The organism is Flammeovirgaceae bacterium SG7u.111, assembly GCA_034044135.1.
Lineage (GTDB): Bacteria > Bacteroidota > Bacteroidia > Cytophagales > Flammeovirgaceae.
In genome coordinates, this window is the sequence record CP139021.1 from 721,759 (window position 1) to 744,161 (window position 22,403).

19 protein-coding genes are annotated in these 22,403 nt (G+C 40.2%); 9 read left to right on the plus strand and 10 right to left on the minus strand.

Annotation, left to right across the window (positions count from 1 at the left end; all coding sequences use genetic code 11):
• Positions 1-117 precede the first annotated feature (117 nt).
• The 5 genes from R9C00_02910 to glpX all read left to right on the plus strand — a co-directional run bounded on the left by R9C00_02910 (position 118) and on the right by glpX (position 6,181).
• Positions 118-1,158, plus strand: a complete 1,041-nt coding sequence (locus tag R9C00_02910; GenBank protein WPO36391.1) for an SUMF1/EgtB/PvdO family nonheme iron enzyme — start codon at positions 118-120, stop codon at positions 1,156-1,158.
• A 256-nt stretch (positions 1,159-1,414) separates the two neighbouring features.
• Positions 1,415-2,248 carry a gliding motility protein GldL gene (gene gldL / locus R9C00_02915; protein WPO36392.1) on the plus strand — a complete coding sequence of 278 codons (834 nt, stop codon included), beginning with the start codon at positions 1,415-1,417 and terminating at the stop codon, positions 2,246-2,248.
• Positions 2,249-2,285: 37 nt separating this feature from the next.
• Positions 2,286-3,890, plus strand: a complete 1,605-nt coding sequence (gene gldM / locus R9C00_02920) for a gliding motility protein GldM (GenBank protein WPO36393.1) — start codon at positions 2,286-2,288, stop codon at positions 3,888-3,890.
• Between the two features lie 6 nt (positions 3,891-3,896).
• Entirely contained in the window at positions 3,897-4,820 is a 924-nt protein-coding gene (gene gldN / locus R9C00_02925) for a gliding motility protein GldN (GenBank protein WPO36394.1), read from the plus strand.
• 419 nt (positions 4,821-5,239) lie between these two features.
• Positions 5,240-6,181 (plus strand): class II fructose-bisphosphatase, encoded by a 942-nt coding sequence (gene glpX / locus R9C00_02930; protein ID WPO36395.1) that lies wholly within the window; start codon positions 5,240-5,242, stop codon positions 6,179-6,181.
• Between the two features lie 19 nt (positions 6,182-6,200).
• On the opposite strand, the gene R9C00_02935 is transcribed toward glpX, so the two are convergent.
• The 6 genes from R9C00_02935 to R9C00_02960 all read right to left on the minus strand — a co-directional run bounded on the left by R9C00_02935 (position 6,201) and on the right by R9C00_02960 (position 13,213).
• On the minus strand, positions 6,201-7,169 hold the full coding sequence (locus R9C00_02935) for an alpha/beta hydrolase (GenBank protein ID WPO36396.1): 969 nt from the start codon (positions 7,167-7,169) through the stop codon (positions 6,201-6,203).
• Between the two features lie 25 nt (positions 7,170-7,194).
• The gene (locus tag R9C00_02940; protein WPO36397.1) at positions 7,195-7,977 is read right to left on the minus strand and encodes an IS5 family transposase; all 783 of its coding nucleotides are present in this window, start codon (positions 7,975-7,977) and stop codon (positions 7,195-7,197) included.
• 171 nt (positions 7,978-8,148) lie between these two features.
• On the minus strand, positions 8,149-8,277 hold the full coding sequence (locus R9C00_02945; protein WPO36398.1) for a hypothetical protein: 129 nt from the start codon (positions 8,275-8,277) through the stop codon (positions 8,149-8,151).
• A 420-nt stretch (positions 8,278-8,697) separates the two neighbouring features.
• Positions 8,698-10,215: a magnesium chelatase gene (locus R9C00_02950; protein ID WPO36399.1), complete on the minus strand. Its 1,518-nt coding sequence runs from the start codon at positions 10,213-10,215 to the stop codon at positions 8,698-8,700.
• A 198-nt stretch (positions 10,216-10,413) separates the two neighbouring features.
• Positions 10,414-10,713: a hypothetical protein gene (locus R9C00_02955; protein WPO36400.1), complete on the minus strand. Its 300-nt coding sequence runs from the start codon at positions 10,711-10,713 to the stop codon at positions 10,414-10,416.
• A gap of 73 nt (positions 10,714-10,786) precedes the next feature.
• Positions 10,787-13,213: an ABC transporter permease gene (locus R9C00_02960; GenBank protein WPO36401.1), complete on the minus strand. Its 2,427-nt coding sequence runs from the start codon at positions 13,211-13,213 to the stop codon at positions 10,787-10,789.
• A gap of 596 nt (positions 13,214-13,809) precedes the next feature.
• Here R9C00_02960 and R9C00_02965 point away from each other — a divergent pair.
• The 3 genes from R9C00_02965 to R9C00_02975 all read left to right on the plus strand — a co-directional run bounded on the left by R9C00_02965 (position 13,810) and on the right by R9C00_02975 (position 16,349).
• Positions 13,810-14,619: a DUF2490 domain-containing protein gene (locus R9C00_02965; protein ID WPO36402.1), complete on the plus strand. Its 810-nt coding sequence runs from the start codon at positions 13,810-13,812 to the stop codon at positions 14,617-14,619.
• Positions 14,620-14,687: 68 nt separating this feature from the next.
• Entirely contained in the window at positions 14,688-15,578 is an 891-nt protein-coding gene (locus R9C00_02970; protein WPO36403.1) for a hypothetical protein, read from the plus strand.
• A 192-nt stretch (positions 15,579-15,770) separates the two neighbouring features.
• Positions 15,771-16,349 (plus strand): Uma2 family endonuclease, encoded by a 579-nt coding sequence (locus R9C00_02975; protein ID WPO36404.1) that lies wholly within the window; start codon positions 15,771-15,773, stop codon positions 16,347-16,349.
• 6 nt (positions 16,350-16,355) lie between these two features.
• On the opposite strand, the gene R9C00_02980 is transcribed toward R9C00_02975, so the two are convergent.
• Together R9C00_02980 and R9C00_02985 are read right to left on the minus strand one after the other, a co-directional pair.
• Positions 16,356-17,090, minus strand: coding sequence for an NYN domain-containing protein (locus R9C00_02980; GenBank protein WPO36405.1), 735 nt, complete (start codon positions 17,088-17,090; stop codon positions 16,356-16,358).
• Between the two features lie 161 nt (positions 17,091-17,251).
• Positions 17,252-18,745, minus strand: a complete 1,494-nt coding sequence (locus R9C00_02985) for a cytochrome C (GenBank protein ID WPO36406.1) — start codon at positions 18,743-18,745, stop codon at positions 17,252-17,254.
• A gap of 574 nt (positions 18,746-19,319) precedes the next feature.
• Between R9C00_02985 and R9C00_02990 the strand changes: the two genes are divergently transcribed.
• Complete coding sequence (locus R9C00_02990; protein ID WPO36407.1) at positions 19,320-20,594, plus strand: DUF5706 domain-containing protein; 1,275 nt, start codon at positions 19,320-19,322, stop codon at positions 20,592-20,594.
• Between the two features lie 3 nt (positions 20,595-20,597).
• Here R9C00_02990 and R9C00_02995 read toward each other — a convergent pair whose 3' ends face one another.
• Both R9C00_02995 and R9C00_03000 read right to left on the minus strand, forming a co-directional pair.
• Positions 20,598-21,782: a HAMP domain-containing sensor histidine kinase gene (locus R9C00_02995; protein WPO36408.1), complete on the minus strand. Its 1,185-nt coding sequence runs from the start codon at positions 21,780-21,782 to the stop codon at positions 20,598-20,600.
• Positions 21,783-21,801: 19 nt separating this feature from the next.
• Positions 21,802-22,326 carry a hypothetical protein gene (locus tag R9C00_03000; GenBank protein ID WPO36409.1) on the minus strand — a complete coding sequence of 175 codons (525 nt, stop codon included), beginning with the start codon at positions 22,324-22,326 and terminating at the stop codon, positions 21,802-21,804.
• Between the last annotated feature and the right edge of the window lie 77 nt (positions 22,327-22,403).

Here is a 22,403-nt window from a genome sequence, read left to right on the forward strand (position 1 = left end):
CTGTCTTTATAAATTATGAAAAATGTACTTCAATTCAGGTATAATAAAATCATTAAAATTTTGTTAGCCATTTAGTCAATAACTTTCGTTGAATTAGAGCTTAATTTAAATATCATCATGAACAAACTGTTTAATTCCAAAAAGCTTTTTTATTACCTTGCTTTAGTAGTATTACCTTTTCTACAAAGCTGTATTTTCGGTGGGGGCAAAGGTGATAACGGTGAACTAGTAGGTGTACCTGATAGGGAAGGGTTTGAACAAACTATCCCTTATGGAATGACTTACGTTCGTCCTGGTACTTTCCACATGGGGCAAGCCGATGAAGATATCACATCTTCTAAGATAAACTTGAACAAGCAAGTAACCATAGGTGGTTTCTTTATGGATGATACTGAGATTACAAATAATGAGTATCGTCAATTCATTAATACTATGCTAGAAGCATCTGATACTAGTTCTGATTGGACTTATCAAGATGTGATGGCTTCTCTTTATCCAGATTCATTAGTATGGGAAAAAGATTTTACTTATCACTTAGGTGATCCGCTTGTAAGATATTACTGGCAACACCCTGCATTCGATGATTATCCAGTTGTAGGTGTATCATGGTTGGCAGCAAAAGAGTTTTGCGAATGGAGAACTGATTATTTGAACGAATGGAGAGAAGGAGAAGGGATGTTCCCAATGCCTAACTTTAGGTTGCCATCTGAGGCAGAATGGGAATATGCTTCAAGAGGAGGTCTTGACATGGCTAAATATCCTTGGGGCGGTCCATATGTTAGAAATGGTAAAGGTTGTGCACTGGCTAACTTTAAGCCTGGTAGAGGTAATTATTATGATGATGGTTTTTCTTACGCCGCACCGACAGCTGCATATTTCCCTAATGGATTTGGTCTTTATGATATGGCTGGTAATGTTTCAGAATGGTGTGAAGATGCATTCCATCCTGCTAGTTACCCAATCGTTTGGGATTTGAACCCTACTTACTTCGATGATATGGAGTTGAGAAAAGTAGTTAGAGGAGGTTCTTGGAAAGATATATCTTTTTACATAGAAACAGGTACTAGGTCATATGAGTACAGAGATACGGCTCGTTCTTTTATTGGCTTTAGATGTGTGATGACGCACTTAGGACGTTCATCTGGACTAGAATTTTAAATTGAATAAATAAAGCCTATTGGATATAGGTAATATCTGGTTTAAGATAGGCTTCTTTTTAATATACATCTACTATCAGTACAATTTATTTCAATAGTAGGTGCAAATACAAATAAAAATTTTATTCATTAGTAATTAACTTATATACTAAATAAGTTTTGATGCTGTTAATGAAATAAATTATATTGCTTAGTCTTCTATTAAAAGGCTTCATACCTAATTAAGAATATTAACCAACTAGTAACTTTTAAGAAAAATGAGTAAACACAAGGAAACAAAACTTGAATGGTTTTATAGGGTTGTAATTCCTAAAGCAACAAGTGTAGGTGCTTCAGTCGTTGTAATTGGAGCTTTATTTAAAATTATGCACTACCCTGGTGCTGGTATTATGCTCTCAGTAGGTTTGATCACTGAATCAGTTATCTTCCTTTTCGGTGTATTCCAGCCATCACCTCCACCAGAAGCTCACTACGACTGGTCAAAAGTTTATCCAGAGTTAGCTGAAGAAGCTGCTCCAGCAAGTCTCCCTTCTAAAAAGAAAGGTGTAGTGCAAGAAACTCCTGGTAAAGGTGTAGTGGCTTTAGGTGCTATTGATAAAATGCTAGAAGAGTCAAGCTTAGGTCCAGACGTATTCAAAAATTTTGGTGCTGGAATGAAAAACCTAAACGAGACTGTTAGCAAAATCAAAGATGTGTCAAATGTAGCAGTAGCTTCAGATGATTACGCAAGAAGCTTACAGTTAGCTACTAAGAATATAACAGAGCTTAATAAAGCATACTCTACAACTGTTTCTGCGATGAACGAAATGTCAGATTCATCTAAAAACGCAAAAGAATACCATGCCCAAGTTCAAGTTATCACTAAGAACTTAGGCGCATTGAACGCTGTTTATGAGATGGAATTGAAAGATGCAAATAGTCATCTTAAAGCCATGAACAAATTCTACGGTAACCTTACTACTGCGATGGATAGCATGTCTGAGGCTAGCAAAGAATCTCAGCAGTTCAAAACTCAAATTTCGCAGCTTACAAATAACTTGTCTTCACTTAATAAAGTGTATGGCAATATGCTAACAGCTATGAAGGGCTAATTTAAGGTATTATTTAATCATCTAAATCTAGAATATTATGGCAGGAGGCGGAAAAGAAACCCCCAGGCAAGCAATGATAGGGATGATGTACCTTGTCCTCACAGCACTACTAGCTTTGCAAGTAAGTAATGCGGTATTGGATAAGTTCATCTTTATCGACCAGAGTTTGAAACAGTCGGTATTATCGTCTGCTCGAAATAACGACGGTCGTGTATCGGCAATAGAACAACAAGTAGATAAACGAGGTAAAAAGGCTCGTGATGTTGAGGTTTTGAAAAAGGCTAAATTAGTTCAAGCAAAAACTCAAGAAATGGTTGATTACCTTGAGGGTGTTCGTGAAAAAATTACAGAGGTAAGTGGAGGCGTAGATCCAGAGACCAAAAAGTTAACTGGAGCTAAAGATTATGACAAGCAGATGCTTTACACGTTAGGTGTGGAAGGCAAGAAGAATGGTGAAGCTTACAAAATGAAAGAAAAATTAAACGGCTTTGTTAAGGAAATTAATGCTTTACATGCCGATTTAAATTTGACTCCATTAGCGCTTGACGCAAACGAAATTGAGATTTTCAAAAATGATCCTGATCAAAAGAAAAAGGATTTTGCTCAATTAAACTTTGACCACACTCCAGCTGTAGCATGTTTGGCGATTATTAGCCAACTTCAAACGGAGGTCACTAACGCTGGCTCTAAAGCTTTAGAAGTATTGGCTGGTGAAGTAGGGGCAGATGAACTGCGTTTTGATAAAATTATGGCTGTAGTTAGCCCTGAATCAAAAGTTGTTGCTGCTGGTACTAAATATCGTGCAGAGATGTTTTTGGCTGCTTCTTCTTCAACTACCAAACCAACAATGACTTATAATGGCAAAGCAATTAAGGTTGAGGATGGTAAAGGTATCATTGAATTTACTGCAAATGCAGGCTCATATGACAAGGAGAATAAGTCAGTACAAAGGTGGAAAGGTTCAATTACTATTGCGGCTCCTACTGGAGATACAACACTACAGATTGACGAGGAATTTATTGTTGCAAAACCTGTAATTCAAGTTCAATCTGGTTCAGTTCAGGCACTTTATATGAACTGTGGTAATGTTCTTCAAATCAATGTTCCTGCATTAGGCAATGCTTATGCTCCTTCTTTTGCAGCATCTGGAGCTTCGGTTATCAAAGGAGCTAAGAAAGGAGCTGTAACAGTTGTGCCTAATAAAGGAAAAGTTACTTTAAGCGTTTCAAGTGGAGGTAACAAAATTGGTACGGAAAGCTTTAATGTCAAGAGAGTTCCTAAGCCTACAATTAAACTATTAAGCAAGGGAAGACCTGTAGACTTGAAAAATGGAGTAAATGCATCGGGCATGCCTAGGTCATTGACGGCTAAGTCTATTCCTGATGAAGATTTTGCTGCGTTCTTACCTAAAGATGCTCGTTACAGAGTAACTAGCTGGGAAATTAGCCACGCAAGAGGTAGAAGGGCTATAGGTGTTAAAAAAGGTACTTCGGAAACTGTTAACATCAATGATTTTGCTGCGAAAGCAAAACCTGGAGATCGTATTGTTATTGAAATTAAGAAAGTTGCTAGAATGAACTTTCAAAATAAAGTTGAAGACGTTAAGGGTGTTTCTGATATTATTACTATACCAATTAACTAAACTCTAATGAAAGTTTTTATAAAAAACGTTTCTTTGGTTATTGCTTTTGTATTATTAACGAGCTTAGGCTATTCACAGGCTGAATTTGCTAATGATGATAAGGCACCATTGAGCCCACATTCTATTCGTCAAGTAAGAAAAGCTGATGTGATGTATAATCAGTCAGTTTGGTTGAGAGTCGATTTGAGGGAAAAAATGAATGAGCCATTCAAAACAGAAGGTAATCCCATTACAAAAATCATTATTGATGCTGTAAAAGCTGGTATTATCAGACCTTACAAGAATGATTCGTTAGTTACAAGAATGTCAACACAGGAATTTAATGATAACTTGAAAATTCCTGGTGTTGAAGATATGTCTGAAGAAGACGAAGCCATGTTTGGTGGCGGCGGAGATGATTGGGGTGGTGGCGGAGATGCTGGCGGCGGAGATGATTGGGGTGGTGATGCCTGGGGTGGCGGAGATGATTGGGGTGGTGAAGGTGGCGGTGCCGCTGCTGATGCTGCACCTGATGAGTTCTTTGCCAAAGACATGTATATTCTTGAAATTAAAGAAAATAGGTACTTTGATAGGAAGAGAGGTAGAATGTATTACGATATACAATCTATAACCGTAGTAATTCCTGGTGATCTTTATCCTACTGGTATTGAAAAACCAATCGCAACATTCAGTTACAAAGAGTTAGTCTCTAACGTATTTGTAGATAATCCAGCTGCAACTTGGTTTAACCCTCAAAATACAGCCATGCACATGAATTACTATGATGCTTTTGAAATGCGTCAGTTTATGGGCAAAATAGTGAAGTTTGCTAATCCGAAAAATAAATTCATCGATGAAATTTACGATGGTAACCTTAAGTTAGGTTTAGCTAAATCTCAAGAGTTTGAGTATAAGCTTCTCGAGTACGAATCAGACTTGTGGTCAAATTAATTTTTCTTAAAAAAGACTCTGATTTAATAGAAATCCCTCAGAACATTTGTTCTGAGGGATTTTTTGTTTTTAAAACTTCCGGTTTTGATTCTTAGGCTCTTAATCTTTATGATTTATAGATAATAAACAAGAGAATCTCCATTTTATAGAGTAAAAGTCAAAAAAGTTATTATTTAAGTCCGTGTATTTCGACTGTTTCTTTTTCCGCTATGTTTCGACTAGCCATCCGCGATAAAAAATCATTCTATAGCGCTCGACTAACGAAAAAAACTCGTCCAAATACACGTTTACTTATGCCCAGTTACTTAAAAGTAAGGGATGTTGAGCCATTTCAATACTTAAAAAATCCTAACTTTGAGAATAAAGACTAGTTCAAGGTTTATAACTAGTCTTTATTCTCAATTTATCAAAGTTAAAATATGGATTACGTAGCGAAATCACTAGTAAAAATTGTAGGAAATGCCGCTATTGCAGCATACCCACATATAGGTACAGGAGGGAAAGAGGAAGGGGATCAAGCTGCTGTAGATGCTATGAGGGCTGCTTTTGAAGGAATTGAGATTGATGCCATAGTTAGAGTAGGAGAAGGTGAAAAAGATGAAGCCCCTATGCTCTATGTAGGAGAAAAACTAGGTGTAGGAACGGGATTGAAATTAGATATTGCCGTTGATCCTATAGAAGGAACGAGCTTGATGGCTGCTGGAAAACCTAATGCGATAGCTGTTATTGCTGTAACAGAGCAAAATGCTTTTTGGGATGCAGGAGATGCTTACTATATGAATAAGATTGTAGTAGGAAAAGAGGCAAGTGCGGTTATTGATATTAATGCTTCTATTGATCAAAATTTACGAGCAATAGCAAAAGCTAAAGGAAAAAGACTAAATGAGCTAACTATTTACGTACTTAATAAACCTCGGCATAAGGGGCTTATTGAAGAAATTGAAGCACTTGGTTCAATTGTAGCATTACATGATGAAGGCGATGTAATAGGATCGGTATTGGCTCTTATAGATAATGGTGGAGTTGATGCACTGATGGGGATAGGTGGAGCTCCTGAAGCGGTAATAACAGCTGCGGCTGTGAAAGCGATAGGAGGAGGTATGCAGGGTAAACTAGTTCCACAAAAAGATGATGAGAAAGTAAAACTTATTGATTCAGGTATAGACCTTAGTAAGGTATTGTATCTTGATGATTTGATTAACTCAGAGTATGCTGTTTTTGCCGCAGCAGGTGTTACAACAGGTCCTTTACTAGAAGGAGTTTCTTTAGAAAATAATCTTTATAAGACAGAGGTAATCATAATTGATTCTAATTCAGGTATCCATAAAGAATTCTTCACCATTACGCTGAGTGAATGTTAGAAAAACTACCCACGTATCATTATTTTTTCCGAGATAGAATAAAGTCTGTAATCCAAGTTTGAATTTCGGACTTTTGAACCTCATTCGCTCCAGCAAAAGCATGGTTTACATTTTCTAAAAGGTGAAATTCATTTTCGATTCCTAAACTATCTAGTTTTTTCTTGAGCAATTCACTCTGCATAAATGGAACTACCTGGTCGTTATTTCCATGAATAATGAGAACCGGAGGGCAGTTTTTATTCAAATAATAAATAGGTGAGTAGTGGTCAGTAAACTCTTTGGTGAGAGCTGGGTTTTCCTGAGGATCAAAACCAAATAGCAGTTTAGGTAAATCTAAGTGCTCATGTACTGAAGGAGGTAGCTGCTGGAGTACTGCATCAATACTATCGAGTAATTGCATGTGATAGAGGTCATCCAAGTTGTTAGGTCCATAAATATCAACTACAAAATCTAGGTCTACTTTAGGATAGGGCAAGTCAAATTCAGAAGGCTGTGCAAAGGCATTCATCATGGCAATATGGGCACCAGCAGACTCACCAATTACTCCAAAATAATCTAAGTCAAGTTGCAAGTTGTCTGCATTGTTGGAAATCCATTGTATTGCCTCGAAGCCATCTTGAATACATTGCGGAAAGGGTGATTTGTTGTTTCTTGCCAATGTATAAGATGGGCTAATAATAGTGAAGCCATTCTTTCTAAGTTGGTTGATAGCACCGTTGATTCTATTAACGTTAATCGCTTCTTTTCTTCCAGCTATCCATGCTCCACCATGAATAAATAGTACTACAGGGGCCTTCTCATTTGTGTGTGAAGTGGGATAATAAATATCCAACGTATGCTTAGCTGAATAAGGGATATTATAGGCTACTTTCCCTTGAGTAATAGGTGCTTCATTAGCATAAAAGAAAATTCCAAAGCCTATTAAAGGGATGACAAGTAGGGCTGAAATAAATCTAAAAAATAATTTTAATCTTCTTTTTTTGGACATTTAAATTAGATCATGTTTAAAAATTTTAAATAGGCATTTTTTTGATCCTATTAAGTATTATTTGGCAGTTTTGCCATAAAACCCAAGCTTCTTGGCTTTTGGTAGTTTTTTCATAGTCTTTGGACAGCCTCCGGAAGAAATTGAACGTGCCGAATGTCCTCTCGGTGACCCATCTCCACTTGATGGGCACAAAGCCCCTGGGGGTTGGGGGACAAGAGGATATCTCGACCTCTACGCCCCTTATGTTGTCCTCTACCCATCCGGTGAACTTCTTTTTATAGGCCTGGTCTGCCAGGATCTTTTCCATCCTGTGCAGGTAGCCCAAGAGGGGCTCCACCACCCGTTGCCCTATCGTGCCGTCATGCTCGTTGGCGCCAGTGGCGACCACTCCCCATACCAGCCCGAGCGTATCGGTGATGACGTGCCTTTTTCTCCCGTTCACCTTCTTGTTGCCGTCCAGCCCCGTGTCCTGCCCGATAAAAGGCGCGCACTTTACCGACTGGCTATCAATGGAAAGCATGCTCGGGGTCGCCTTCTTGCCCTTCCTCTTGCGCTCTAGTTGGTTGAGTGCCGCGTTCAGCCGAAAAAGCGTGTTGTCCCCCTGCCACTTGCGGAAATAATAGTATACCACATTCCAAGGAGGGCGTCCCTCGCCCGAGAGGCTGCGCCACTGCTGTCCGCTGCGCATGCAGTACAAGATCGAGTCCACCACGTCCCTGAGGTCATATTTGCGTTTCCTTTCCACGGGAAGATATTCTTTTATATATTGCCATTGCCGGGAGGTCAAGCGGGTATATCCTGTTTCCATAAACTTTGTTGTTTCGTCACTACAAAGTTTTAGCCTGCCCGGCTCTTTTCAAAATTTAAACATGCTCTTACTACAGGTTTTAATTTCTACTTCACTTATGGCGTGTATAATTGCAATTTACTACTTTTAGATAAGGTAAAAAAAATGAGGATCCTTGTCCTGATTGGCTTTCTACTTGTTTTTTTCCAAATATTCTCTTACCAATTGAAGACCTAGTCCTACCTCTTTTTCGCAAGATATGCCAAATGTGGATTCCTTTTTATTTTCAGGGAATAACTTCTTAACCTTCTTTTCTTCCATTTCGAGCCAGTATCCCTTACGCAAAAAGCAACTAGTGAATCATTTTTATCCTCTTGGACTGCTTAAGAAACTTGTAGTAGCCTTTGTTTGTGAATTTTATAGTATCTCCAGCTAGACTTCACTTGCGATCGAGCTGGCTTCTGACGAGTTTATTGAAATCATGTACATCGGGGGGCAAAAATGAAGAAGGTGAAAACCTAAAATAAACAAAGAATTTGCCAGTGAAGAGCTCATTTCGTAGCTTTCAATAGAGCAAACGATGGAAGAAAACCCAAAGCTGTTTACGGTTAATTACTCTAGTGATGAGCAAGTTGCTGAAAATGGCTGTTAAGCTAATTTCATAGCACAACATTATTTTATAAATACAGTAAAAAACCAAGTTTCTTCAAGCTTGGTTTTTACTTATGAGGAGAGTGAATACTAATAATCGTCCCCTTCGTCGTCATCAAAGTCTGATGGGAGCGAGAACATACTGCTGAGCAAGTCAGAAAAATGTGTTTTACTTGTGAGGAATTTCTTGCTGAGCATAGAATATTCTGCCAAGCCATGAAGGGCAAACTCCATCAAGAATACTTGTTCGGCTTCTGGCTTATCAGGGAACTTCTCTTGTATCATTTCTTTCAAACCAGGTACGGAAAAAAGAGCCGTTTTATATTCCTGATTTTTAGCATCATTCACTATATCCAATTCTTCGCCATCACCAAACCACTCCAAAATAGTTTTATAGCTATTTTTCTTCTCCTTTTTCTCTTTTTCTGGATCGGGGAAATAATTTAAAAACTGAGTTCGGATCGCTTTGCCTACCAAGTTTTGGGCAACTATTCCCGCCCCCTCTTGCTCACCCTCATACACCAATTCTACCTTACCGGTAATGGCTGGAACTACTCCCCAAAAGTCGGAAACCCTCAAATGGGTCTGACTATCAGCATTTACCAAGCAACGCCTTTCCGCTGAGCTTATCAGGTTTTCAAAAGCCGAAATAGTTAATCTGGCAGAAACCCCACTTTTTTCATCAATATACTCACTTTCCCTCGCCTCTATCGCAATTTGCTCTATCAGGTCTTTGGCAGTTTCGTTTACCGTAACCATCTCCTTTTGCTCTGGCTTAATATCGGCTTCTTGGCTGGTGATCAACTTGCCTATTTCAATCGATTTTGGATAGTGGGTAATAATTTGACTATCAATCCTATCTTTCAGCGGGGTAACAATACTGCCCCTGTTTGTATAGTCTTCTGGGTTGGCGGTAAACACAAATTGGATATCGAGCGGGAGCCTGAGCTTAAACCCACGTATCTGGATATCTCCCTCTTGCAAAATATTGAAAAGAGCAACCTGGATCCTTGCTTGCAAATCGGGCAATTCGTTTATTACGAATAAGCAACGGTTGGAACGAGGAATAAGACCGTAGTGAATCACCCGTTCATCAGAGTAAGGTAATTTCAAACTTGCCGCTTTTATGGGATCCACATCGCCTATAAGGTCGGCTACCGAAACATCTGGTGTTGCCAATTTTTCATTGTAACGTTCTGAGCGGTGCATCCAAGTGATCGGAGTATGATCTCCATGCTCTTTAATCAGATCTCTTCCATATCTTGAAAGAGGCTGCAAAGGATCGTCGTTAAGTTCCGAGCCTTCTAGCACAGGAGTGTATTCGTCTAATAAGTTGACCATCATGCGGGCAAGTCTTGTTTTTGCCTGCCCCCTTAAGCCCAAAAGACTAATGTCATGCTTCGAAAGGATTGCTCTTTGCAGGTCAGGAACTACCGTTTCTTCATATCCGTGAATTCCCTCAAATACATTTTCCCCTTTCTTAAGCTTACTTATCAGGTTTTGCCTCAACTCCTCTTTTATAGTTTTGGGAGCATAGCCGGCCGCTTTTAGCTCTCCCAAGGTTTTTATTTTGTACAAACGTTCGTGTGGAATATCCTCGTAGTTCATCTACCTTTATTTATCGTCTTAGTTCAATTTTGAAATCTATCCTTCTGAAAAAGTGTAGGTCAAGAGTTTTTTGGAAGAATATCTTCAACGTATAACCGAGGAGTGGTTTAAAGGTTTTTGAGTGGGTGAAATATTTAGAACCGTTGCGAGGAGATAATGATGTTCTACAGTTATGCTATGGCAAAGTAGCTTGAATATCTAGAACACCACCCCAATAAGAAATGCCAAAGCGAGGGCTGTTCCCACAATTACAGAAATTGCTTCTTTTCCCTTTCCTCCATATTTACTCAAAATCAACACCGAAATGATAAGCTGGGCTGTGAAAATACAGAAAGCATAGATAAAAAAAGGAATCCAATTGAAGGCGGAAAGCATCCAATCGAAATTGTAATAGCCCTCATCTATAAAGAAAAGAAACAGGGTGATGAGAACTGAACTAATGAGAAGCAAAGCGATATTTTCGCCTTGTCTATTCGTTTTTGAAACACTTGTAGTCATAGTAACTGGGCTTTAGCTAAAGTATTTTTAAACTTTCAATTCTTAACAAGATAGGGGGTTTGTCTTGAATAAACTACTCATATCTCAGCGATTTTGTTGGGTTAGAAAAAGCTGCACGCAAGGCTTGGGAAATTACCGAGAGTAGGGCAATGAGCAGGATAAGGATGCCTGGGAAGGCAAAAAGCCACCAGCTCATGGGTGTTTTGTAGGCAAATTCTTGTAGCCATTGGTTCATTAGAAAATAAGAGATGGGTGCGCCGAGCACGAAGCCTATCCCCACAAGCTGGGTAAAATCTTTGGAGAGCAGAAGCAGGATATTGGGAATAGAAGCTCCCAATATTTTCCTTATCCCTATTTCTTTGGTACGCTGCAAGGTGGTGAAGGATGCTAGTCCAAATAGTCCCATACAGGCTATAAGTAAGGCGAGGGAAGAAAAGACCAAGAATACTTTTCCAAATAGAATATCACTTGCGTAATTTTTATTGAAATGCTCGTCGAGGAAAAAGTACTCAAAGGGTTTTTCGGGGAAATAAGATTTCCACAGGTTTTCTACACTGGAAATGGTGTTGCCGAGCTCCGAAGTGCTTACTTTCAGCGAGTAGTAACGGTGATAATCGCCTGTCATACGGAAAATCAGCGGCTCAAAATCGTGCTGTAACGAACTTTGGTGATAATTTTTGAGTACGCCAACTATTTGGAATGTATCGCCCCAAAAGTAGAGCTGTTCGCCCATCATTTCATTGTAATCCTCAAAACCCAAATATTTTGCCCCCGCTTCGTTGAAAAGGACTGCATCATTATCGTTCGGAAATTCTTCCGAGAAACTTCTGCCTTCGGCTAGCTCCAGCCCAAATACCTCTACAAAATCATAATCTACAGCCATTACCCTATATTGGCGACTTTCTTTTTCATCTTCCGAAACCAAACGGATACCTCCTGCATTCCAACCTGGCGAGCGCCCTGGCACTTCGCTCGAAAAGGTCACTCCCGATATTTTTGGGTTCGTCTGCAATTCTCGTTTATAAGCTTCAGCTCTTGAGAGGTAAGTGGAGTCGCCCCAAATCATGGGGACGTCTAGCACCAAGGTTTGCTCAATATCAACTCCCAAATTTTGCGACTGCATGTATTGAATTTGCTGGTAGACCACCGCTGTACCCACCATCAGTACTACGGAAGCAGCAAATTGGAAAACGACTAGCCCTTTGCGGAGCATAATCCCATGGCGTGAATTCCTCATTTTTCCCTTGAGCACCACCACAGGTTTAAAAGCTGACAGTACAAAAGAAGGGTACATCCCTGCAATGGCGGTTCCTAATATGAACATGGAAATAAGAGTGATCCAAAAGTTAGGCTCGTAAAAGAGTGAGTAGCCCAATTCCCTGCCAATAAGCTCGCTAAAAAAAGGTAAGGCGAGTATGACCATGATTCCAGCCAGCAAAATAGCTAGACCATTGGTCAGGGCCGTTTCCATCATAAATTGATAGACTAAATGCTTTTTATCAGAACCCATTACCTTTCGCACCCCAACTTCCCTAGCTCGGTCTATGGAGCGGGCGGTGGAGAGGTTGATGTAGTTTATCCAGGCAATGACGATTACAAAAAAGGAGATAATAAGAAGAAAATACACCGTATTCCCATTGCCTCCAGGCTCAAACTCGCCAATAAAATCTGAATATAGGTGGATGCTTTCGAGTGGTTGCAAATAGAAAGAAACCGAATGATTGTATTCACCCCAGTTTTCCTTGTTGTGTTCGTTGGCAGCTTTGGTTAGTTTTTCCTCTACCTCAGCAGCATTTTCACCAGGGTTGAGCTTTACATAGTTGTAGAAACCGTCCCAGTCCCAAGCATTTTCCGCACCTTCACCGTTCCAGTCTACCACGGTTGCATAAGAAAAGATCATTTCCCCCTTAAAATGACTATTTTCTGGAAAATCTGGGTAGATGCCCGACACGGTAAACTTATTGTTCCTATTTAGTGCCATGGTCTTGCCAATCGGGTCTTCCTCCCCAAAATACTTTTTGGCGGTTTTCTCTGAAATGATGATAAAATAAGGGTCTTTCAGTGCTGTGGCAGTATCTCCGTGTAAGAGGTTGATAGAAAAAACATCGAAAACAGAAGGTGTGGCAGCATATATCCGTTCTTCTTTTAAACGCTTTTCTTGACCACTGGCATTCACATAACTCATGATACCGTTGGAGCGGCGCAGCCTTACAAATTCTTCAACTTCTGGAAAATTGTCCTTGGCAAACTGCCCCACGGCGGCGCAGCCCGAAACCCATTGGGTAGAAAGCTCCCCCTTGTCGTAGCGGTCTTGCCTTACCCTATAAATGTTTTCCTTGTTGGGAAAAAAGTTGTCGTAGCTCAGCTCAAAGCTTACGTACTGAAGGATTAGCAGGCAGACAGCCATACCAGTGGCTAGCCCTAAAATATTGATAAGCGAATAACCAAAGCGTTTTTTGAGGTTACGATAAGCAGTGGTCAAGTAATTACGGAACATCATGTGTGCAGAGGGGTTGAAATAAACGATACTACAAGTTAGCAGTTACAGCTTCTAAACCATGTACTCTTGAACTAGCGGATGGTTACATCAGATGAGTGGTTATTTTTTTGGGTAGAGAATTTGAATTTTAAAGATATCTCTTCCTTTCTAGCATCTGGCAAGGGAAAGTAAGCGTTGCTATATTAGAGAATGGAAGGAAATAAGGTGGCTTAGAAACGGCAGGTATTTGAGGTTTGTATTGTAAAGCGTTTAGAGCAAACCTTCTTTATCAAGATTTTGTATTCAACTAAAAACCTTTTATCCTTGCAGTCAGAATGAACCTGCATTTACTACTAAAGTGAGAATATTTAATTGCCTCTACTTCAAGAACTACTCACAAACCAGCCTACCAAATCACTAGTATTTTAAAATGAAAAGTAATGCTTGATTAGCATCCAAATATGATGTTTTGGACAAAGGGCTATATACTGTTCAATCGCAAATACACTACTACCACACCTACTGTATGAACTACCAATGGTTTCTTTTCCTATCAGAAAAGAACAAGGAAGAGGTATGCCAATTGATTAAAAAATTATGAAGATAAACTGAAAACTATGCTCAAAAGAACACTGATCTTTTTTGTGCTGATTTTGCTGTTGATGGAAAAAAAAGCGGTTTCCCAAGACCAGTCCGAGTCCTATTTGCGTGAGACGGGATTGTGGTATGGAGCTTATATTAAGGTGAAGCTTAGCAAGAAACTTGGATACTATGGGGAGCACCACCTAAGATTTAAAAATAGTGAGGAAAATCTCCACGATTTTACGGGAATGGTGCGTCAAATCTACAACCGAGCGGGCTTAAATATTTTTTTCAACGAGTATTTTGAAGCAGTTATAGGCCCTACGTTGGTATTGAATTTTACGCCACATCCAGGAGATCCTGAGTACGAAAAAGTAACTTATGAACCACGTATTTGGCACCAATGGTTGCTCATGATGCCGCCTATGGGCAGGGTGAAAATCTATAACCAATTTAGGTTTGAACACCGTTGGAAGAAGAAAAACAAAGTGGGTTCGCCTTATAATTATACAAATAGGTACAGGTATAAGCTCTTTGCCTATATCCCAATCAACAATAAAAAGATCAAAGAAAAAACATTTTTCTTTTCTCCCAGTGTGGAGCTGTTCATGCATTCGGGAAAGTCGGTGGTGTACGATGCCTTTGAAGACTTCAGAACTTATAATGGCTTTGGGTATGTACTGAACAAGAATGTCACTTTTTTTGCTGGCCATATGTGGACATACGGCCAGGATAAATCTGGCTACGAATACGGTAAAAGTCATGTGATCAGGCTCAACGTACTGTTTGGGTTCGATGCAAGAAAGATTGAAAAGAAATTACCACCAATTAACATAGGGTACTAGTAAATACTAGCATGTAAAACTATAAGTGATTTAAGCAAGCAGTAATGCTAATTTAAACCAACAAAAAGATGAAGATAACTAAGAGAGCTATATTGTTGACCGTCTCCCTAGCAGCCAATGTGTTGCTTATAGGAAGTTTGATTTTTATGGGGAAATCACAAGATGCTCCCCAAGAGCAAATGGACGAAGCGCAAGCGTATAAAACGCAACTGGAGAGCCTTGTGAAGGCAAACGAAAACCTCTTGCGGCACAACCACGACGAAGCTATGGAGTGGTATGGCAAGGTTGGGGCAGTAGATGGAATGGACTGGGAGGGTTTGGTAGAAGAGTTTTTTGCCTCGGAGCAAATGTTGGAAATGGCTTCTGACAGCCTCAAAACCTCACTTGAAAGGTTGGCTTATGTGAATGGGGTGAAATCAGGGGAAATCGATTCCCTCAATACGAGCCTATTGGCACAAGCCCAGCAGGTAGATTCTTTGAAACAAGAAATGAACAAGCAAATTCTTGCCCTCAATAAGTCTGTGTTGAAAAGCCAAGAGCTGGAAGAGGAATTGGAAACTGTACAAAATGCTTACGGTCCGCTCCAGTTTGAAAAAGAAGGGGGTAAAAAGGTGAGATACTTTGGTGAGGTGAAAGATGGAAAAGCAAACGGCTATGGAATTGGGGTTTTCGAGTCGAAAGGTGTGTATGAAGGGGCTTGGAAGAATAACTATAGACACGGTAATGGCAAATACACATGGGCTAACGGGGATATTTACGAAGGGGAATTTGTGGATGGTGTGATTGAAGGCTATGGTACTTATACATTTGCCTCCCACGAAAAAGAAAAATATGTGGGCAACTGGAAAAATGGTGTGAGAGAAGGAAAAGGGGTGGTGTATTCTGAGGAAGGCAAGGTGCTGCTAGATGGCAACTGGAAAGGAGATAAATTCGAAAGAAAACACAAAGGCGGGAGGTAGGCGCATACATCCCTAAAATAGCAAAGCCCATTTCTCGGATCGTTCGGGAAATGGGCTTTTTGTGAACTATTTTTTGAGAAAAGTGTCTTATAAGATATAGCAAGAGGTTAGCCAAATTTCTATGAATAAGTGCAAGAAAAGGTAATCCATGAATTATATTAGGCATGTGAAAACTTATAAAATCAAATGAAAGTGAGCAATAAACATTCTCTTACCATTTCGGATTATGTCAGTTTAGAGCAGGAAACTGGGGTGAAATATGAATTTCACGATGGGGAGGTGTTTGCTTTGGCGGGAGGTTCTCTCAACCATGGGTTGCTTTGCGGAAATGTTTATTCTGAACTGAGGAATGGATTAAAAACTGCTTCTTCAAACTGTAAGCCACTTACAAGTGAGATAAAGCTGCATGTTGAAACTCAAAATAGTTTTTTGTATCCCGATTGTATGGTGGTGTGCGATAAGTTAGCACCCTCAAGGAAAGACAAGAATGCAGTGGTAAACCCCATTTTGGTAGTAGAAGTACTCTCAAAATCCACAGCAGATTATGATAGGGGCGATAAATTTTACCAGTATCGCCAAATCCCAAGCTTGCAAGAGTATGTGCTTATAGAGCAAGATAAAGCGGTAGTAGAGGTTTATTTCAAAAAACCGAAGTCAGACCTGTGGAAAATCAGCCGATACGAAGGGTTGTCTTCACGAGTCCAACTTCAGTCAATCGGTATCGAAATTTCTATTGAAGAATTATACTTTGATGTGGAAGGAGTATTATAACCCTGCCTACCTCTTGTTTCTCACAAATACCAATTTATACTTTCCATTACCTTGCTCTCGGTGTTCTATTTCAAACTGGGGGATGGAATTGAAGAAAGGGGTGAGTTTTTCAAAACCATAGTTACGGGCATCGAAGTTGGGCTGTTTCTTGAGGATGAGCGAGCCTACATCGCCCAAAAATGCCCAACCATCGTCCTCAGCGGCATCGTCTACAGAGTTTTTGAGCAAGCGCATCACTTTAGGAGTAATTTTGTCCACATTCGCCTTTTTCGAACTTTCTTTCCCTTCCGATTTTTCGTCCGTATCTTTTTTCAAAATTTCGAGATAAATAAACTTGTCGCAGGCTACTATAAAAGGGTCGGGCGTTTTCTTCTCGCCAATCCCAAATACCTGCATCCCTGCTTCGCGCAGGCGGGTGGCTAATTTGGTAAAGTCGCTGTCAGATGAAACGAGGCAAAACCCATCTACTTTCTCCGAATAGAGAATATCCATGGCATCGATGATCATGGCGGAGTCGGTGGCATTTTTCCCCGTGGTGTAGCTGTATTGTTGGATAGGGTTGATGGCATTTTCAAGCAGAATGGTTTTCCATTTGGTAAGGTGGGGCTTCGTCCAGTCACCATAAATCCGCTTAATGGTAGGGGTGCCGTACTTGGTAATTTCTTCCATCATTTCGGAAACATATTTGGAAGGAATATTGTCGCCGTCTATCAGCACTGCTAGTTTTGTGTCTTTTAACATGTTTGTTGGTTTGTGTTATAAAAAATATGGGTGTTTATGTTCTGGGAAAAAATAGTATCTCATTATAGAAAGTCCAAGTAGCGGTCAATTGTTTTTTGGGGCGTGAAATAAAAAAATGCCACAAGGAAACTTGTGGCAAAAATTAGGATATCAATTTCTCATTAGAGGCAAAGCATATAAGCTACCAGTGCCTCTTTTTCTTTTTTATCTAGATCGAGTTCCAATACGATATTGAAGAATTCAACGGCATCGCCAAGAGTAGGGCATCTGCCATCGTGCAAATAAGGAGGCGAATCTTTGATACCTCGGAGTGGGAAGGTTTTGATAGGACCTTCAGGTCTGCCCACATAAAACCTTTCAGTCTGCAAGTCGTGCATATAATCGTCTACAAAAGCAGGGCCGTAATGGCAAGCCGAGCATTTTCCTTTCCCATTAAAAATTGCTTCGCCAAGCAACTCTTGTTCGGTAGCCTTATCCTTCATTAATTTGCCCATTGGTCCAAGCTTCGGTGCGGGAGGAAAATCGAGAATAGAGTTGAGGTCACCCATTCGGTTGGTCACTTCCCTTTTTTGCGACCTTGCACCTATAGCCTGTTGCATTCCTGGGTCGCCATCAAAATATTCTTCTACTTCGGCAAAGTGATCCATGCTTCGGATAGAACGCTTGCTGGAGAGTTGCATAAGGTTATAGTTTCCTCTCATAGAAGGAGTTTCAACCCTAAGCCTTGCGAGGTTTGGTCGGCTATCTGGCCCTAATTCAAATGCCCCATTTGTATGGCCGTTCACGTGGCAAGAGAAGCAAGATACTCCAGCACTCGGCTCTATGGTTACCCTATGGGTAGTATGGTTGAACCATGTTGTAGGCGTGGGCTTTAATAATTCTTTCAATCCTTCCATTTGCTCAGGAGTGAGAATTCCATCGAATATTTCGTAGTAATTCGCAAGCGTTACTTCCCTTCCTTTGGTTACATCTCCCAGTTCTTTGTGTGTAGTAAGGAACATTGGCGGAGGAAATTCAGGCAAATACTCGTCGGGGAAATCGTGGTCTAAATCAATTCGCTCATGCTCTGGATGGGATTTGTTCCAATTGTCTGGAAAAACCATATGCGCCGTAGTCTGCAAGGGGTGCGCCAGCGGCTTGTATGGAAACAAGTTCTTACGCTTTATTTCCTCTGCCGACAGTTGGTTGAATTGTTCAAAAGACTTTACCCCTTTAGGTAAATTGGCTATTGGTCCGGCCATAATCGCCTTTCTTCCACCAGACATATACTGACCTTCCACTGTTTCTCCGCTAAAATCGAAGCGAGTAGCCATATATTCATCTACATCTTTCATTAGTTCGGGCTTTTGCTTTTTGTGGAAAGCGATCCATTCTTCCCAGCTCATGGGGAGTTCTGGACTTCCAAAAGAGCTTTTGCCCCTTCCGGCATATTCCCAAATGTTGAAAGGAGCTCGTTCCCCTGCTTTTAGTTCGGGGTAAGGCTTGAGGCTGTCCACATAGCTGCTGCCCAAGCCATAATCACTTTCTTGGTAACCCTTTACGGTAGCTCCTGGGCTTTGGAGCAAGTGCAAATTTCCATCGACTACCTGAAAGCCGACAGCTCCAGCAAAAATGAAAAAGCTGGCAAATAAGAGTAGTTTTCTTTTCTTGTTCATATTTAATCGTATGTTGTGTAAAACATTATAATTCAAATGCGAATTAATGCGTGAGTTATACCTACAGTTAGTTATGTCGGTAGGTATTATCAGGGAAGTATTGATTTGTGGGTGTCGTCAAATGCTTTCTGGATAAAAAAATTAAGTGTCTAATTAAAAACAATTAAAAAAGCAATTTCAAACGTTCCCTATAGACTTGGGTTCAAAAGCAACGATACCAAAAAAAATCAAAATGATCAACTTTTAGTTAAGTTCTAACCAAGTTTCATAGTTGATTACATTCACATTTATCATATTAGTTGGGAGGGAAGTAAAAGGTATATGCTATTTTTTTTACATTTGTTGGGCATGGGGTTTGCCAAAATTTTACTTTCAGACTGCAATTGCCCATTTTTAATTTAGCTATTGGTTGGGTTTCCACTATTGGCTAGTTTTATGAACGTTGATTTAGGAACTTAACTAGATATGTTTTACGGACATACAACTGAATTTCGGGCAGACTTTTACAAAATAGTTCGATTTCTCACGATATACACTCATTAAGTGAGAAGTTGATTTTGATACTAAAATCCTAATGGAGCATTCACAACAAACCACTCAATCAGAGAAATCTGTATTAGAAAGCGTGGCAGATTACGCAGGAAATTTACTCAAGGAAGAAATTCCTTCCCATTTGGAGTACCATGATTTCAACCATACTCAGGATGTGATAGATGCTGCCGATGAGATTGGTAAGGAAAACAATCTTTCTGAGGAGGAAATGGAAATTTTGTTGATTGCAGCATGGTTTCACGATACGGGGCATAAAGATAAGATAGATGAACACGAAGAGGCTAGTAAAAATATTGCCGAGAACTACCTTCGGGAAATAGACTATCCCCAAGAAAAAATTGATCAGGTAAAAAGTGCGATTGATGCGACCAAGATGCCTCAAAAGCCAAAAAATAAATTGGAGCAAGTGATTTGTGATGCCGACTTGGCACATCTTGGAGGAAAGGGTTTTTTGAAGAAAACCACCTCGCTCATGAGGGAGCGTTCTTCATTGGGTACGCTGAAGCATTCGGAGGAAGATTGGTATGCCAATACAGTTGAATTTGCTCGAAAACATAAATATTTCACGCAATATGGAAAAACTGTTTTAGAAGCTAAAAAGCAGAAAAACCTTAAAAAGCTCAACAAGAAAATAGATAAGATAAATAATCAAAAAGATGATATCCTGTCTGATGAGCTTGATATAGACTTGGGCGAACTGAAAAAGTTAAAAAAGAAGCTTCAAAAAGTAGAGGGCAGACCAGAAAGGGGGATTGAAACTATGTTTAGGGTGACCTCACGAAATCATGTAGACCTCAGTGCCATGGCTGATACGAAAGCCAACATCATGATCTCGGTCAACTCTATCCTCATCACTATCGTTATAGGTGTTTTGATGCGAAAGCTTGACTCAAACCCTCACCTCATTATTCCCACCGTTATTCTAATGATTGTCTGCCTTGCAGCTATCGTTTTTGCCATTTTCGCCACCCGCCCCTCCATCACCACAGGAAAGTTCACCAAAGAAGATATTAAAAAGAAACAGGCAAACCTGCTGTTTTTCGGCAATTTCCACAAAATGGAATTGAAAGATTTTGAGTGGGGGATGAATGAACTCATCAACGATTCGGAATACCTCTACGGCAGTATGATTCGCGATATTTACTTTTTGGGATCGGTGCTGGGCAAGAAGTACAAGTACCTCCGAACTTCCTACACCATTTTCATGTATGGGCTTATTATCGCCTCCATTGTTTTCCTCATCGCTACCATTCTCTACGGCAGCGGCGAACCTGATATTGAAGATACTTTTTGGTAGGGATTAATATCTAGGAATCAAAATCCTAAACGTAGTTCCTGCATCCTTTTCCGATTTGAGCACATAGATTTTCCCGTTGTGGTAGTTGTCGACTATCCTTTTCACAAGCGTGAGGCCTAGCCCCCAGCCTCGCTTTTTGGTGGAATAGCCAGGTTGGAAAACAGTTTTCATTTTCGATTTTGGAATTCCCTTGCCTGTATCGCTCACATCAATTTCTATATAGCGGTCATCTTTAGAAGTTTTTAGGTAAATCTCGATTTTCCCAATGCCTGACATTGCGTCTACTGCATTTTTGCAAAGGTTTTCTATCACCCATTCAAAAAGAGGAACATTGATTTTAGCCCTCAATTCTTCCCCGTATCTAGGTGTTATCGTGAATTTTACCTTGGTGGAAATTCGTTTTTGGAGGTAACCAACTATGTTTTCCACGGTATCCAAAATATCTTCTTCTTTGAGCGTAGGCTCCGATCCTATGCTGGAGAAGCGGGCGGTGATCATTTCCAAGCGCTGAATGTCTTTTGACAGCTCTGGAATAATGCTTTGGTCTACACCTTCGGCAGTTTTCAGATATTCTACCCAAGCCATTAGCGAGGAAATAGGTGTACCCAGCTGGTGAGCAGTTTCTTTGCTGAGCCCTACCCACACCCTATTTTGCTCAGCCCTTCGCGCCGAGCTAAATACGAAATAAGACAACACGGACAAGATGCCGATGACGAATAATTGGATGTAGGAAAAGTACTTGAGCTGGGTAATGAGGTACGAATTTGAATAATAGATATATCCCAATATTTTTCCATCTACGCGAATGACGATAGGTTCGTATTCCTGTTTTAGAAGCTCTATTTGTTCGTATAAAAAGGCAATTTCCTCTTCTTTCGTCTTTATTTTGTTGGGTATAGTAAGATTTCGTTTGTCCTGAGGAGCTCCGTCGGCATCGGTCCATATGAGCGGGATGGTATTGTCCGCATCCACAATTTCGGTAAGCACGAAGTGAATTTCTTGATCGCCGCCAGACCCAGAAATAAGGAATGCCAAGCCTTTTGCCAACAGATCAACTTGCCCAAGTTCTCGGTCAGCCAGACTTCTGACTAACTGGTTGGTATAAAAAATGGAAAACGTACCGATTAGCAGGGCAAATCCGACGATGAACCATTTTAGCTTTTCTTTATTCTGATAAATATTTACCATGTTAATGCTTGTTGCAGTTTTATTGGGTAATAGGCACAAGGGTAATTATATTATTTCCTTTCAAATATCGCTCAATATAAAGCTTCTCGGTCTTTATGCCCATTTCTGCTACAGTTTCTTTAATCTTATCATTGACCCTAGATGGACTCGGCGCTCCCAAAAAATGAGTTTCAAAACTACCGACAAGTACATTTTCGAGTACTATTTTTTCAGTTACCAGTGAATCAGTAACTTCGGGAAGTGTTGGGCTAGCCACGCCTACCATTACTTTCAAAGAATCGTCACTGTCGGGATCGCCCCAATAGCAAATGGTGAACTCGCCAGCCAGCTCGCCATTTTTTTTCAATTCCATCATGCTGTAAACTAATTCTTGGAACTCCCTTTTGTTGGTTTGCCCATGGTAATGTTTCCCCTTTATGTAAAAAGGCTCGGCTTTCTCTTTCTCCACGTGGATGCTTGAGAAGCCACCTAAAAGAGCATAAGAAATAAAGAAAAGAATCATCCCACCTATTCCAAATTGGATGAGTTTATTGTTGATCGACATGTTTATTGATTTTTAGTGATTGCCCAAAAATACAGATATCCCTGCTATCCTTGTCAGCTTTACCTCATTCTGCATTC

Excerpts from the sequence above, each read along its gene's own strand:
- R9C00_02910 (WPO36391.1), top strand. The coding sequence starts at position 118 with ATGAACAAACTGTTTAATTCCAAAAAGCTTTTTTATTACCTTGCTTTA.
- gldL (WPO36392.1), top strand. The coding sequence starts at position 1,415 with ATGAGTAAACACAAGGAAACAAAACTTGAATGGTTTTATAGGGTTGTA.
- gldM (WPO36393.1), top strand. The coding sequence starts at position 2,286 with ATGGCAGGAGGCGGAAAAGAAACCCCCAGGCAAGCAATGATAGGGATG.
- gldN (WPO36394.1), top strand. The coding sequence starts at position 3,897 with ATGAAAGTTTTTATAAAAAACGTTTCTTTGGTTATTGCTTTTGTATTA.
- glpX (WPO36395.1), top strand. The coding sequence starts at position 5,240 with ATGGATTACGTAGCGAAATCACTAGTAAAAATTGTAGGAAATGCCGCT.
- R9C00_02935 (WPO36396.1), bottom strand. The coding sequence starts at position 7,169 with ATGTCCAAAAAAAGAAGATTAAAATTATTTTTTAGATTTATTTCAGCC.
- R9C00_02940 (WPO36397.1), bottom strand. The coding sequence starts at position 7,977 with ATGGAAACAGGATATACCCGCTTGACCTCCCGGCAATGGCAATATATA.
- R9C00_02945 (WPO36398.1), bottom strand. The coding sequence starts at position 8,277 with ATGGAAGAAAAGAAGGTTAAGAAGTTATTCCCTGAAAATAAAAAGGAA.
- R9C00_02950 (WPO36399.1), bottom strand. The coding sequence starts at position 10,215 with ATGAACTACGAGGATATTCCACACGAACGTTTGTACAAAATAAAAACC.
- R9C00_02955 (WPO36400.1), bottom strand. The coding sequence starts at position 10,713 with ATGACTACAAGTGTTTCAAAAACGAATAGACAAGGCGAAAATATCGCT.
- R9C00_02960 (WPO36401.1), bottom strand. The coding sequence starts at position 13,213 with ATGATGTTCCGTAATTACTTGACCACTGCTTATCGTAACCTCAAAAAA.
- R9C00_02965 (WPO36402.1), top strand. The coding sequence starts at position 13,810 with ATGCTCAAAAGAACACTGATCTTTTTTGTGCTGATTTTGCTGTTGATG.
- R9C00_02970 (WPO36403.1), top strand. The coding sequence starts at position 14,688 with ATGAAGATAACTAAGAGAGCTATATTGTTGACCGTCTCCCTAGCAGCC.
- R9C00_02980 (WPO36405.1), bottom strand. The coding sequence starts at position 17,090 with ATGTTAAAAGACACAAAACTAGCAGTGCTGATAGACGGCGACAATATT.
- R9C00_02985 (WPO36406.1), bottom strand. The coding sequence starts at position 18,745 with ATGAACAAGAAAAGAAAACTACTCTTATTTGCCAGCTTTTTCATTTTT.
- R9C00_02990 (WPO36407.1), top strand. The coding sequence starts at position 19,320 with ATGGAGCATTCACAACAAACCACTCAATCAGAGAAATCTGTATTAGAA.
- R9C00_02995 (WPO36408.1), bottom strand. The coding sequence starts at position 21,782 with ATGGTAAATATTTATCAGAATAAAGAAAAGCTAAAATGGTTCATCGTC.
- R9C00_03000 (WPO36409.1), bottom strand. The coding sequence starts at position 22,326 with ATGTCGATCAACAATAAACTCATCCAATTTGGAATAGGTGGGATGATT.